15 protein-coding genes are annotated in these 11,641 nt (G+C 59.9%); 5 read left to right on the top strand and 10 right to left on the bottom strand.

Annotated elements, in window-relative coordinates; all coding sequences use genetic code 11:
• Nucleotides 1-50 precede the first annotated feature (50 nt).
• Entirely contained in the window at nt 51-938 is an 888-nt protein-coding gene (gene lgt / locus GR212_RS17710) for a prolipoprotein diacylglyceryl transferase (RefSeq protein WP_163987889.1), read from the bottom strand.
• A gap of 268 nt (nt 939-1,206) precedes the next feature.
• Between lgt and GR212_RS17705 the strand changes: the two genes are divergently transcribed.
• The 4 genes from GR212_RS17705 (at nt 1,207) to GR212_RS17690 (ending at nt 3,561) form a co-directional block, all read left to right on the top strand.
• On the top strand, nt 1,207-1,467 hold the full coding sequence (locus tag GR212_RS17705; protein WP_163987888.1) for an accessory factor UbiK family protein: 261 nt from the start codon (nt 1,207-1,209) through the stop codon (nt 1,465-1,467).
• Nucleotides 1,468-1,855: 388 nt separating this feature from the next.
• Nucleotides 1,856-2,356 (top strand): YbjN domain-containing protein, encoded by a 501-nt coding sequence (locus GR212_RS17700; RefSeq protein ID WP_163987887.1) that lies wholly within the window; start codon nt 1,856-1,858, stop codon nt 2,354-2,356.
• A 2-nt stretch (nt 2,357-2,358) separates the two neighbouring features.
• Entirely contained in the window at nt 2,359-3,198 is an 840-nt protein-coding gene (gene proC / locus GR212_RS17695; protein ID WP_163987886.1) for a pyrroline-5-carboxylate reductase, read from the top strand.
• Nucleotides 3,199-3,219: 21 nt separating this feature from the next.
• Entirely contained in the window at nt 3,220-3,561 is a 342-nt protein-coding gene (locus GR212_RS17690) for a tRNA-binding protein (RefSeq protein ID WP_163987885.1), read from the top strand.
• Between the two features lie 36 nt (nt 3,562-3,597).
• Here the strand turns inward: GR212_RS17690 and GR212_RS17685 are convergent, their stop codons facing one another.
• The 6 genes from GR212_RS17685 to GR212_RS17660 all read right to left on the bottom strand — a co-directional run bounded on the left by GR212_RS17685 (nt 3,598) and on the right by GR212_RS17660 (nt 8,477).
• The gene (locus GR212_RS17685) at nt 3,598-4,179 is read right to left on the bottom strand and encodes a DUF1349 domain-containing protein (RefSeq protein WP_163987884.1); all 582 of its coding nucleotides are present in this window, start codon (nt 4,177-4,179) and stop codon (nt 3,598-3,600) included.
• A gap of 11 nt (nt 4,180-4,190) precedes the next feature.
• A complete protein-coding gene (locus tag GR212_RS17680; RefSeq protein WP_163987883.1) occupies nt 4,191-5,573 on the bottom strand; it encodes an ATP-binding protein in 1,383 nt (460 codons plus the stop codon).
• Nucleotides 5,574-5,596: 23 nt separating this feature from the next.
• Nucleotides 5,597-6,298: a response regulator gene (locus tag GR212_RS17675; RefSeq protein WP_112803826.1), complete on the bottom strand. Its 702-nt coding sequence runs from the start codon at nt 6,296-6,298 to the stop codon at nt 5,597-5,599.
• A 75-nt stretch (nt 6,299-6,373) separates the two neighbouring features.
• On the bottom strand, nt 6,374-6,856 hold the full coding sequence (locus tag GR212_RS17670; protein ID WP_163987882.1) for a MarR family transcriptional regulator: 483 nt from the start codon (nt 6,854-6,856) through the stop codon (nt 6,374-6,376).
• 473 nt (nt 6,857-7,329) lie between these two features.
• The gene (locus GR212_RS17665) at nt 7,330-7,593 is read right to left on the bottom strand and encodes a hypothetical protein (RefSeq protein ID WP_163987881.1); all 264 of its coding nucleotides are present in this window, start codon (nt 7,591-7,593) and stop codon (nt 7,330-7,332) included.
• Between the two features lie 245 nt (nt 7,594-7,838).
• Nucleotides 7,839-8,477 (bottom strand): DUF1236 domain-containing protein, encoded by a 639-nt coding sequence (locus tag GR212_RS17660; protein ID WP_163987880.1) that lies wholly within the window; start codon nt 8,475-8,477, stop codon nt 7,839-7,841.
• Nucleotides 8,478-8,726: 249 nt separating this feature from the next.
• On the opposite strand from GR212_RS17660, the gene GR212_RS17655 reads away from it, so the two are divergent.
• Complete coding sequence (locus GR212_RS17655) at nt 8,727-9,371, top strand: MBL fold metallo-hydrolase (protein ID WP_163987879.1); 645 nt, start codon at nt 8,727-8,729, stop codon at nt 9,369-9,371.
• A 65-nt stretch (nt 9,372-9,436) separates the two neighbouring features.
• Here the strand turns inward: GR212_RS17655 and GR212_RS17650 are convergent, their stop codons facing one another.
• The 3 genes from GR212_RS17650 to GR212_RS17640 all read right to left on the bottom strand — a co-directional run bounded on the left by GR212_RS17650 (nt 9,437) and on the right by GR212_RS17640 (nt 11,628).
• Nucleotides 9,437-9,874 carry a BA14K family protein gene (locus GR212_RS17650; protein WP_163987878.1) on the bottom strand — a complete coding sequence of 146 codons (438 nt, stop codon included), beginning with the start codon at nt 9,872-9,874 and terminating at the stop codon, nt 9,437-9,439.
• A 148-nt stretch (nt 9,875-10,022) separates the two neighbouring features.
• Nucleotides 10,023-10,238, bottom strand: coding sequence for a cold-shock protein (locus GR212_RS17645; protein WP_004116423.1), 216 nt, complete (start codon nt 10,236-10,238; stop codon nt 10,023-10,025).
• Between the two features lie 499 nt (nt 10,239-10,737).
• Nucleotides 10,738-11,628: a DMT family transporter gene (locus tag GR212_RS17640; protein ID WP_163987877.1), complete on the bottom strand. Its 891-nt coding sequence runs from the start codon at nt 11,626-11,628 to the stop codon at nt 10,738-10,740.
• Between the last annotated feature and the right edge of the window lie 13 nt (nt 11,629-11,641).

Raw genomic sequence — 11,641 nt, 5'->3', positions numbered from 1 at the left:
GACGAACTGGGAGCGTCTTTTGGAAAGACCACGCGATATTGAACCCCACCTCAAGCTGTCTGTCTGGCGGACGCCTGCCGGGCACGGATGACCGCCCAAAGGCCGATGGCAACCATCGGAAGCGACAGCACCATGCCCATCGTCAGCCAGCCCGTGCCAAGCAGATAGCCAAGCTGCTCGTCAGGCTGACGGAAGAATTCGACAAAAATACGCGAGAAGGCATAGCCGATGACAAAAATACCGCTGACTGTGCCCGGTTTCTTCAAGGCGAACGCCCAACGGGTGAGGGCAAAGAGAACAAAGAACAGAACGATGCCTTCGATACCGGCCTCGTAGAGCTGGCTCGGGTGGCGCGGATCGGGGCCGGCAGGGCAGACGCCGTTATGGGCGGCGACCACATGCGGACTGCAGAAGACCATCGCCCAGGGGACATCCGTTACCCGGCCCCAGAGCTCGCCGTTGATGAAATTGGCGATGCGGCCGAAGAAGAGCCCGATCGGCGCAACGGCGGCAACGATATCGAACAGGCTCCATGCCGGGATCTTGTTGCGTCTTGCGAACAGGATCATGGCGATGGTCGTGCCGATCAATCCGCCATGGAAGGACATGCCGCCGTTCCAGACCTCGATGGCGCGGATCGGATTGGCGAGTACCGGATCGAGATCGTAGAAGAGGATATAGCCGATGCGCCCGCCCAGAACGATGCCGAAGGCGACCCACAGGATGAAGTCGTCCAGATGCTGGCGCGTCATCGGAGCGGTATCGTTCAGCCAGAGCCTGCCATTGTCGACCAGCCGCCTGGCATAGAACCAGCCGAGCAGAATGCCCGCCACATAGGCAAGCCCATACCAATGGATCGAGAGCGGGCCGACGGAAACGGCGATCGGATCGATATCCGGAAACGGCAGAATGGCGGCGAGATTGGCGGATGTCAGCAAGATGGTCGGGCCCGTTGCAGCATGGATCCCGAACGTGACGCGCGTTTTCGGGATAAAGGCATGCTATATCCAAATGTGCGCGGAACATGGCGTTCGTCATCGAAACGGTCAAGTCGTTTGTTGCTCTCTCCGTTGTCCGGGGCCGCGTTGTCCCGGCCTATCTCGATCTCAATTTGCTTGCATCGGCCCCTTGGAAATCCTACCTCAGCACTATCTGGCCCATATCGATGCCTGACCGTTCAGGGCCGACGGCCGCAAGGAGATTGCTATGAGCACTGGACCGAACCGAATCCTGGATGAGTTCGCCAAGCTGATGACCGATGCCGCCGGTGCTGCCCAGGGCGTGCGTCGCGAGATAGAGACGGCTTTCAATGCCCATGCCGAGCGCTGGCTGAACAGCCTGGATATCGTCAAGCGCGAGGAATTCGAGGCCGTTCGCGAAATGGCGATCAAGGCGCGTGACGAAAACGACGCGTTGCTTGCGAGAATCGAAGCGCTCGAAGCCAAGCTCGCCGCCAAGGGCGAATAAACGCATTTTCCGCCTGCGGACCTGTGCGGCGCCTGCTCGCCGCACCTTTTCCTCTGAAAATTTCCGCCTGCTTCCGCACCTGTGGACATAGGCAAAAAAGCCAATCGCCAGAGTCGGTTATGACTCCCTTCTGAATAGGCGTCAGAAGAGCTTTCCACAGCGCCTTTTCCAAAATCGCCGCTCAGGGGCTGGCATGCCGGGCATGCCATTATACACTGATTTTAAATGATGATTCGAAACGGACTTGGTAAGCCCCGGGCATGGTGGAAGCGTTAGTCTGGCAGCCGTTCAACATCATCCCGAGGATGTTTCCGGAGTAAAGCTGTTTGCGTTCTTTCAGTGTTGAGTCACGGGAAAGCTGCAACCGATCCGGTCAAGAAGGTGCTGCATGAGCCTTATGGAAATTGAAGCCGAACGACAATCGAATCCGGTCGACATGATCGAATTCGTTGCTGCCAACAACGACTGGTCGTTCGAACGGTCCGGCGAGGATGAGCTCGCCATGACCGTCGAAGGGCGATGGACCGACTATCATGTCTCGTTCTCCTGGATGGAAGAGTTCGAGGCACTGCACATAGCCTGCGCGTTCGATGTCAAGGTTCCGGATCCGCGCGTCAACGAGGTGATCAAGCTCCTGTCCTGCATCAACGGGCAGGTGCTGATGGGCCATTTCGATCTGTGGCGCCAGGAGGATATCGTCATCTTCCGGCAGTCGCTGCTGCTGTCCGGAGGGGCGGAGCCCACCAACCGGCAGGTGGAGGTGCTGCTTTCCAACGCGCTCGATACGTGCGAGGCTTATTATCAGGCTTTCCAATTCGTTGTGTGGTCGGGGCTCGATGCGAACCGCGCCATGGAAGCCGTCCTTTTCGAAACGGTGGGTGAAGCGTAATCATGACTGGTGAACAATCCGCCAATGCATTTGCATCCTCCGGGCCGATCCTGCTGATCGGCGCGGGCAACATGGGTGGTGCATTGCTGACAGGATGGCTGAAGAACGGCGTGCCTGGCTCGTCGGTCATCGTCGTCGATCCCAATCCCGCTGAGCCGATGCGGAAAATGATTGCGGATGCGGGTGCGCGCCATGTCACCGAAGTTCCTGCCGGCTTGACGGCGGGCGTGCTTTTCATCGCCGTCAAGCCCCAGCTTATCGATGCGGTTCTGCCGCCGCTCAAGTCCGCCGTGGGCGAGGGGACGGTCACCGTCTCCATCGCCGCCGGCAAGACGCTGTCCTCGCTGGAACAGCATCTGGGAGAGTCGGCGATGGTGCGCGCCATGCCGAACACGCCCGCCATGGTCGGGCGCGGCGTCACGGGCGCCTTCGCAAATGCGAGGGTGAGCGAACGTCAGCGGCAACTGGTTCAGAACCTGCTGAAAGTCTCCGGCCCGGTCGAATGGGTGCCGGGCGAAGCCGACATCGACTCGGTGACTGCGGTTTCGGGCAGCGGGCCTGCCTATGTTTTCTATCTCGTCGAATGCATGGCGGAGGCGGGCCGGAAGCTTGGCCTGCAGGCGGACCTCGCCATGCGGCTCGCGCGGGAAACCGTCGCGGGGGCTGGTGAGTTGCTGCACCAGTCTCCCGACGACGCTTCGCGGCTGCGTCAGAACGTGACGTCTCCCGGCGGAACGACCGCTGCGGCGCTAGGCGTCCTGATGGCGGAGGATGGCATGCAGCCTCTGTTCGACGCGGCTATCGAGGCGGCGCGCAAGCGGGCGCAGGAACTGGCCGGCTGAGTTTTCCATAAAGGGCAGGACATGACGGAAGAGATCACCTATGGCGATTTCGAGCGGGTTGATATCCGCGTCGGAACGATCATCGAAGCGGAGACTTTTCCGGAAGCGCGCAAGCCTGCCTACAAGCTGCGGATCGATTTCGGGCCGGAGATCGGCATCAAGCGTTCCTCCGCGCAGATCACCGTGCACTACACGCCGGAAACTCTTGTCGGTCGGCAGGTCCTCGCGGTGGTCAATTTTCCGCCGCGGCAGATAGGACCGGTGCGCTCCGAGGTGCTGACCCTTGGTTTCGAAGACGAAACGGGTGCAATCGTGCTTGCCGCGGTGACTCAGCCAGTGCCGAACGGCAAGAAGCTGATGTGAGCGGGATGTCCCTTGCGTGACGGCAAGGGACGTGGCTCAGTGAATATCCCTCGATACCGGGTCGGTCAGGCTGAAATCGAGGAATTCCGCCTCGAAGCCTTCCCGCTGCGGCGAGCAGAAAGCCGGGCCGACCGACACTTCCTCCAGCGCGGGATCGAACCAGGCAAGCCTTGCCATGCGCCACCCGTCCATCCTGTCGGTGCGGTACTGGACGAAGAGGGCGTCGCCGTTGCGCGTCACCCGCGCCGACATGGCGTCGAACTCGTGATCCAGCCGGAAGGCCGACCAGTCGGAATTGCCGTTGGTGACGACGACGCTGAAATGCCTGGCGCCGTCGGTATATTCGATCCCGCATTTCATCCAGTGCCGGGCGTCATGCCGGACCATCAGTCCGGCCTGGTCATATAGCTCGCGATAGTGCCCGATGAAGCTCACTTCGGCGGTGAAATCGCCACGACGCGGCATTCCGAGAAAGTGCCCGTCGTCGCGATGGAAGCCATAATAGGTTTCTTGCCAGAAATCGGTCTTGCTGCCGGATCGGACGAACAGCCGACCCTGGTTTACCTCCCACATCGGCGGCGCGTTCAGCCAATGCATGCCATCGATGTCGATCGGCATTCGATGTCTCCTCAGGCCGGAATGCGGATGGTGGCACGCAGTCCGCCTTGCGGGCTGTCGCCGAGCGTGACGTTGCCGCCATGGCTGCGCGCGATGTCGCGGGCAATGGCGAGACCGAGACCGGTGCCTGATTTGTCGAGGTTTCGAGCCTCATCCAGCCGGAAGAACGGTTTGAAGACATCCTCCCGCGCTTCGACGGGAATGCCGGGGCCATCGTCGTCAAAGACGATCGTCAGCCATTTGGCGCTGTGCCTGGCCTCGATGCGGAGCGTTTTGGCATAGCGGCGAGCATTGGTGGCGAGGTTGGTCACCAGACGGGTAAAGGCATTCGGGCGCACGGAGATTTCATTGTCGCCATCGATCGAGAAGCTCATGGATTTGCCATGCAGGGTGAAGTCCTGCTGGATCTTATCGAGGATATCGCTGAGCTTGAACTGGCCGACGTCTTCCTCGGCTTCGCCGCGCGCGAAGGCCATGTATCCCTCGAGCATGCTCTGCATGTCCTCGACATCCTCGCTGAGGCCGACGAGATCGGGATTGTCTCCGACAAGGGCGAGCTGCAGCTTGAAGCGGGTGAGGACGGTGCGCAGGTCGTGGCTGACGCCGGACAGCATTGCCGTGCGCTGCTCCATCTGGCGTTCGATGCGCTCGCGCATGAGGATGAAGGCCAGGCCGGCGCGGCGTACTTCATCGGCCCCGCGCGGCGAGTAGTTTTCCAGCCTTTGGCCCTTGCCGAAGCTTTCCGCAGCCCGGGCCAATGCCAGGATCGGGCGGATCTGGCCGCGCAGGAACAGAACGGCGATGCCGATCAACACCAGCGAGGTGCCGACCATCCATAGAATGAAGATGTGGGTGTTGGAGGCATAGGTCTGGCTGCGCTTGGCGAAGACGCGCAGAACCTTGTCGGGCAGCTTGACGCGGATTTCGACCAGGCTGGAGTTTCCGACCGTGTCGATCCAGAAGGGCAGATTGATCTGATCGCGGATCTCATCGCTCAAGATGCCGTCGAGGATCGAAAAGAACGGCTTTTCGCGCGGCGGCGGCAGTTCGCCTCCCGGTTCGATCGAAATGGCGAGGTCGAGCTTCTGTCTCGCGATCTGGGTGATCGCGGAATAATCGGCGTCCTGCGGATAGGTCTCGATGATGGTGATGATGGCGGCGATGTCGCGCGTGGTCGCCATCGACAGCCGCTGCGTCACCATCTGCCAATGGCGCTCCATGAAGACGACGGTGACGACCGCCTGCAGGATGATCATCGGCAGGATGAAGATCAGCAGCGAGCGCGCATAAAGGCCGGTCGGCAATATGTAGCGACGCATCCAGCGCGAAAGCCACCGCAATCCACTGGACGGCGTGTGATCCTGGTCGCGCCTGATCGAATCGAATGTCACCATAACCTGGTCCCGCGGAGCCGATCTCAGTCTATGCTAAGGCGGTAGCCGATGCCACGCACCGTCTGCAGCCAGATAGGGTTGGCCGGATCGTCTTCAATCTTGCGACGCAGACGATTGATCTGCACGTCGATCGTGCGCTCGCCGACCTCGGCATCGTTGCCGATGAGTTCGTGACGCGGGATCGTCTCGCCGGCACGCTTCGCGAACAGCAGCATGATTTCCTGTTCGCGATCGGTGAGACGGATGAGCTCCGCCGCCTTCTTGAGTTCCTTGCGGGTGAGCGAGAACGTGTAGGGCCCGAACATCACAAGTTCGATCTTCGGGGAATCGGCGGGGGCGTTGCGCCGGAGGATGTTGTTGATGCGCAGCACCAGCTCGCGCGGGTCGAAGGGCTTCGGCAGATAATCGTCCGCGCCGGCTTCGAGGCCGGCTATGCGGGAATCGGCCTCTGCAAGCGCGGTCAGCATGATGACCGGAATATTCTTGATCGCACGCAGGCTCGCTGTCAGCGAAATGCCGGATTCGCCGGGCATCATCACGTCCATGATGATGAGGTCGAAGTCGAGCCCTTCCAGCTTGCGGCGGGCCTCGGCGCCGTCCGCGGCGGCCGTTACCCGGAATCCCTTTTCCATCAGGTAACGATTGAGAAGGGCGCGAATGCGGGTATCGTCGTCCACGACCAGAAGATGTGCGGCGTCATCCGAGATTGCTGTTTTTGTCGTCATTCGATCCGTCTCGATCCTGTCCTACCCATAGATTGAGATGACGCATAGCACGCCGGTTTCCGGCCTGAACTGCCATCACTTCTCGGTCTGCATTCCCCTCAGGAAACGTTTCACACTTTCGCGGGTCGCTTCCGACGCGCCTTCGAATGCCCGTTCAATGCGGCGCGATTGCGGCTCGGCCAGCGCCAGCGCCAGATCGCGGCCGGCCCGCGTCGGGTAAAGCTTCCGTTGTCGTCGGTCTTCCGGGCCTGCGACCTGCCGAATATAACCCGAATCGATCAATTGTTTGAGGACCCGCGCCAAACTCTGTTTGGTGATCTGCAATGTTTCCAGAAGGTCCGCAACCGTCATGCCGGGTTCGCGGTTAACGAAGTGAACGACGCGATGATGAGCGCGCCCGAAGCCGCTCTTGACGAGAATCTGGTCCGGATCCGAAACGAAGTCGCGGTAGGCGAAGAAAAGCAGCTCGATGACCTCGAAATCAATGATCCCCGCATTCTGCAGCGGCGTTTCCAGCAGCTCCGTCTTTGCCGCATTCTGGCTCGTCTGTCGTGGCACCCTGGCATTTCCTTTCCTATTTTGGAGCATTCGGGAAACTTACGCAAAAATATGTCAGCTTTATTGACGCATTTTTACGTTGCCAATCAAGTTCGCACAATGCCGACCGCTCCAATGGCATTACAGGATTTAAGCGCAACCCTGCAAAACTCCAACATATCCTGCATTTCCCTCTGCTGCACCTCATGGATGGAGCGCGGGGGGAACAATCATCAATCCTGTGCTGCGAGGTGGAGGCGATCCCGGGAGGCCCGCCCGGAAGGAGATCGTGCCCTGATGGTGTCGGCTTGAAGGCGGCGAAACCGGCACAGCTGCGTTTGCCTGTCTTTCCCGTCATCCTCTCTCATGTTGAGAGGCCGATATGACACGGCCTGGCAAACAGATCTTAGGATCGCGATTGCCAAACAAGATTTTGCATCGAAACCGCGCAAGCAGGGCGTGTTGCTCCGCCCGGCTTGCAGGGCTTAGAAAATTTACGACTTGCGGCCGAGAACCGCGCCGACGATTGCCGAAAGCACGCCACCCGCGATCAGCGAGGATATGCCTTGCGCGACGAGGCCGGTCAGAGCCTCGCTGCCGATCAGATTGAGGATCAGGCCGCCGCCGAGGCCGCCAATCGCACCGGCGATCGTTCTGGCGACGAGGTTGATCCCCTCCTGCTTCAAAACGGCGCTGGTGGCGTTGCCACCGATCGCGCCGGCTATCAATTGTGTGATGATAGGCCCTAGACTTTCCATGACTACCCTTCTCCCATTGCTCCGGAAGATGCTTCCGGATCCCCTCTCGTCGCGCCCCGGATTGCGGCCTGGGAGCGGCGATAATCCTTAGTGGTACTAGGATTACATCATGCGTGGAGCGCTGGAAATAGAAGGGCAACTCCAACGGGAGAATTCAGCGAAAATTCCGGGGGAAATCCAGCATGGGGGCACGCGGCCGGGCGGCCGCACGCGAATTTTGCCACTTTTCTCGGTTCTCGGGCGAATCAGCGATAGACGTAGACGATGCGGCGCGTTCCCGGATCGACCAGCACGGGTTGATGGTTCACTTCGACATAGCTGTACTGATAGTCCGGAATGCGGTGTACCTCCACGCTTTGCGGAACCTCGGCGCCGACAGCCACATCGCCGTTCAGCTGGACCGCATCGACCGGATTGTCGTCGATATAGGTTCGGATTTCTTCCGGTGGCGTGATTGCGACGACATCGTTGCCGTTCTGATCGACCGATCCCAGCAACTGGTCGTTCGGGCCGGGCTGTGGGGCCTGAACGCTGCCGGTCTTGAGCGGGTCGGTCTGTTCATAGGTGACGGTGGGAACGCCGAGATCGTCGCGATGATCCTGAACGACGACCGATGCGCCATTCTGCTCGACGCTGAGATATTGCGCATAGACCCAGCCGCGCATGCCGTTGACATCGACACGGCACCAGCGGCTGCCTTCGATGCAGCCATCCAGGGTTGCCTCCGAGCCACGCGTCGCGACGCCGACCGTCGGAAATTCCGCGCCGGGGCCCGAGCGAACCTCGATGTCGGTGGCGGTGGTTGCGGACATGTCGGCCTGAGCCAGGCCCGCGCTGCCGGCGAGGATGACACCAGCCAGCAGCAGATTTCTCTTCAAGGACATTGGTTTTCTCCTTCTGGCCTTTAAAGACGTAACCTCAACGCGTCGGGTGCTTCAGTGTTCCGACTGGCATCGCCGGACAGCATTGCCGGTTTGCTCAATGGAAGCTAATCATATGAAATAACTACATATTTTATAGGGCATCAAGAAACGGCTGCTGGCGCTCGCGCCAGTTTGAAGCCGGCAGGGGCTGTTTTGCCGGAAGTTTGCGGCTATACCGGCAGCACGAAGATCAAACAGACGAGGCGCTTCATGGGCATGCTCCAGGCCGGCATCATTCCGGTGACCCCTTTCGAACAGAATTGCACCATCCTGTTCGATCCGGAGACGAAGGAGGGTGTCGTGGTCGATCCGGGCGGCGATGTCGATGTGATCCTTCAAACGGTGCGCGAAAACGGCATTACCCTGAAAGCCATCTGGCTGACACATGGCCATATCGATCATGCCGGCGGTGCCGATGAGGTTCGCGAGGCGCTCGGCATAGAGGTGATCGGCCCGCATGAGGACGATCGCTTCCTGCTCGAGGATATCGAGGCCAAGGGCAAGATGTTCAACATCAGCGGCGTGCGCAATGTCGTGCCGGACCGGTTCCTGACGGAGGGCGACAAGGTTTCCTTCGGCGAGCACGAGTTCGAGGTTTTCCATTGCCCCGGACATGCGCCGGGTCATGTCATCTATTTCAACCGCAAGCAGGGTTTCGCTCATCTCGGCGACGTGCTGTTCAACGGCTCGATCGGGAGAACGGATCTGCCGGGCGGCAATCATCAGCAGCTGCTGAACTCGATCCGCGACAAGGTCTTCCCGCTCGGTGACGACGTCGGCTTCATCTGCGGGCATGGACCGGGCAGCCGGATCGGCGACGAGCGTCGAACCAACCCCTTCTTGCGCGGATTATAAAGAAAGCGCCGCTCGAAAGCGGCGCTTCGGTTCCTCGTGTCATGCTGTGAGCAACTGCCCGTAAATCAGTCGGCCGTACAGAAATGGCGCATTCCGTCATAACCGACAAAGGTGCCGGAGCGGCCATCGAAGCTTCTGTAGCGGTCGTAGCAATAGCGCATCCAGGCGGACGACCAGGGGCGCAGGCCCGATACCGGCGGCGGTGCATAGTAGCTGGCATCCCGCTCGACATAGACGCGGCGCGGCGGCGGGCGATAGTAGTAGGGCGGGGGAGGCGCATCGTAGTCGGGATCGACATAGACCGGCGCCGGCTCGACGTAACGCGGCTGGCTGGCAATCGCCGAGCCGACGATCAGGCCGGTGGCGAGCCCGGCAGCGCCGATCGCCCAGCCATCGCGGTCGCGATGACGCCAATATTCGTCTGCGGAGGCGGCGCTCATGGAGGTCAGCGTCAATGCCGCGGTCACGGCGGACATGACGAGCGTTTTGCCGAGTATGGTCATTAGCCTATCCTCTAACGGGAGCGGGACAACTGTTCCTCCCGCTCTTTGATGAGATGCAGACTACCGGCGGCAAAGTGAATACAGACTGAATGACAAAACCCGGCATCGCTGCCGGGCTTCAACTCGAATTTGATAGCCGTAAGGCGTTTCAGCCGGCAATCTGCAGATTGACAGCCTTCGGCCCTTTGCCGCGGCGATCCGGTTCCGTGTCGAAGCTTACCTTCTGGTTTTCCGACAATCCTGCCAGACCAGAAGCCTGAACTGCAGAAATGTGCACAAAGATGTCAGCTCCACCCTTGTCCGGTTTAATGAAACCAAAGCCCTTATCGGTATTGAAAAACTTTACAGTGCCAGTCTCGGCCATGCCTCAGGTCCTTTTCTCTCTGCCCACCATCCACACGGGCAGCATTACTTGTGTTGCCCTTGCGGGCGCTTACAGGCAGTTCTCGGAATTTGAAGGAAAAGGTCCCCTATACCTCGGCATGATCTCGATGCGATGTTTGCCACCCCGCTTCGCAATCAAGCTGACCGGAATATTAGCGTTCCCGGCGCGCAATTCTATTAGGACTTCCCATGCTCTAAAAATGCCCGAACACCCCTGAGAGTGCTGTGTTTATGGGAAATTGGCAAGCAAAAGTTTTTTAACGCGTCGGCTCCAGCACAATGCCGTAACGCTACTGTGTTAAAGCGATTCGCAAATTTTCCCACTTTGAAACAGGTTTCTAAGGTTTTTGCATCGTTCGCGATATAGTTTGAGCGTAATTTTGCCAAATCAGCCGGCGCGAGCGTCCATTTTTGATCGCGCGGAAAAATTTCGGCGAACCGTGCGCCAGGTCGCCAAAAGTGCGCGTTTCGGGGCTTTTTTAGGCTGCAGCACCGCGGCGGCGGGTCAATTCCGGCACCAGTTCGACGGCAAGCATGGCGACAAACATCAGGGCGCAACCGACATAGCCGAGCGGGCCTATGGTCTCGCCCAGCAACAAGGCGCCAAGCGACGCTCCAAACAATGCTTCCGAGGAAAGGAAGATCGCCGCCTGCGGGGCGGTCGTGTAGCGCTGGCCGATGACCTGCAGCGCGAAAGCCAGCCCGGACGAAAAGACGCCGACATAGAGGATCTCGCCGAGCGCCGCGCGGATATCGGCAAGGCTGATCGGCTCGATGGTTGCAGCAACGCCCAGGGCAAGCACGGCACAGACGGCGAATTGCGTGGCGGAAATGCCAAGCGGCCGGCCGGTTTCGTTGACGGCGGTGCCTGCAAGGGTAATTTGCGCCGCCCAGAACAGCGCGCAGATTACGGTCAGGAAATCGCCGGTCGTCAGGCGCGAGAAGGAGCCGCCCGACAGCAGATAGATGCCGCAGAGCGCCATCAGCGCGGCGGGCCAGATGATCCAATGCGGCGAGCGGCGCAGGAAGATGACGGCAATCAGCGGCACGAACACCACGTAGAGGCCGGTTATGAAACTGGAATTCGTTACCGTCGTCGTCAAAAGACCCAGCTGCTGCGTTGCGGCTCCCCCAAAAAGGCTAAGACCGATCAGCAGGAAGACGAGCCAGTTGCGTGATGTCAGCGGCTTTCGGGCCTTTTTCTTTTCCAGCCACACGAAGGGCAGCACGACCATGGTGGCCACGGCAAACCGCAGGCCGATGAACCAGAAGGGGCCGATCGATTTCATTGCAGTCGATTGCGCAACGAAGCCACCGCCCCAGATCGCGGCGGCAACCAACAACAACAAATTCGCCTGTATGCGAGACATCTGCATCCTGCGG

Source organism: Martinezella lusitana (assembly GCF_010668395.1).
Classification (GTDB): domain Bacteria; phylum Pseudomonadota; class Alphaproteobacteria; order Rhizobiales; family Rhizobiaceae; genus Rhizobium; species Rhizobium lusitanum_A.
Note: the sequence above shows the minus strand (reverse complement) of the source record. Positions and strands in the feature narration are given on the sequence as shown.

Excerpts from the sequence above, each read along its gene's own strand:
- GR212_RS17705 (WP_163987888.1), top strand. The coding sequence starts at position 1,207 with ATGAGCACTGGACCGAACCGAATCCTGGATGAGTTCGCCAAGCTGATG.
- GR212_RS17700 (WP_163987887.1), top strand. The coding sequence starts at position 1,856 with ATGAGCCTTATGGAAATTGAAGCCGAACGACAATCGAATCCGGTCGAC.
- proC (WP_163987886.1), top strand. The coding sequence starts at position 2,359 with ATGACTGGTGAACAATCCGCCAATGCATTTGCATCCTCCGGGCCGATC.
- GR212_RS17690 (WP_163987885.1), top strand. The coding sequence starts at position 3,220 with ATGACGGAAGAGATCACCTATGGCGATTTCGAGCGGGTTGATATCCGC.
- GR212_RS17685 (WP_163987884.1), bottom strand. The coding sequence starts at position 4,179 with ATGCCGATCGACATCGATGGCATGCATTGGCTGAACGCGCCGCCGATG.
- GR212_RS17680 (WP_163987883.1), bottom strand. The coding sequence starts at position 5,573 with ATGGTGACATTCGATTCGATCAGGCGCGACCAGGATCACACGCCGTCC.
- GR212_RS17675 (WP_112803826.1), bottom strand. The coding sequence starts at position 6,298 with ATGACGACAAAAACAGCAATCTCGGATGACGCCGCACATCTTCTGGTC.
- GR212_RS17665 (WP_163987881.1), bottom strand. The coding sequence starts at position 7,593 with ATGGAAAGTCTAGGGCCTATCATCACACAATTGATAGCCGGCGCGATC.
- GR212_RS17660 (WP_163987880.1), bottom strand. The coding sequence starts at position 8,477 with ATGTCCTTGAAGAGAAATCTGCTGCTGGCTGGTGTCATCCTCGCCGGC.
- GR212_RS17655 (WP_163987879.1), top strand. The coding sequence starts at position 8,727 with ATGGGCATGCTCCAGGCCGGCATCATTCCGGTGACCCCTTTCGAACAG.
- GR212_RS17650 (WP_163987878.1), bottom strand. The coding sequence starts at position 9,874 with ATGACCATACTCGGCAAAACGCTCGTCATGTCCGCCGTGACCGCGGCA.
- GR212_RS17645 (WP_004116423.1), bottom strand. The coding sequence starts at position 10,238 with ATGGCCGAGACTGGCACTGTAAAGTTTTTCAATACCGATAAGGGCTTT.
- GR212_RS17640 (WP_163987877.1), bottom strand. The coding sequence starts at position 11,628 with ATGTCTCGCATACAGGCGAATTTGTTGTTGTTGGTTGCCGCCGCGATC.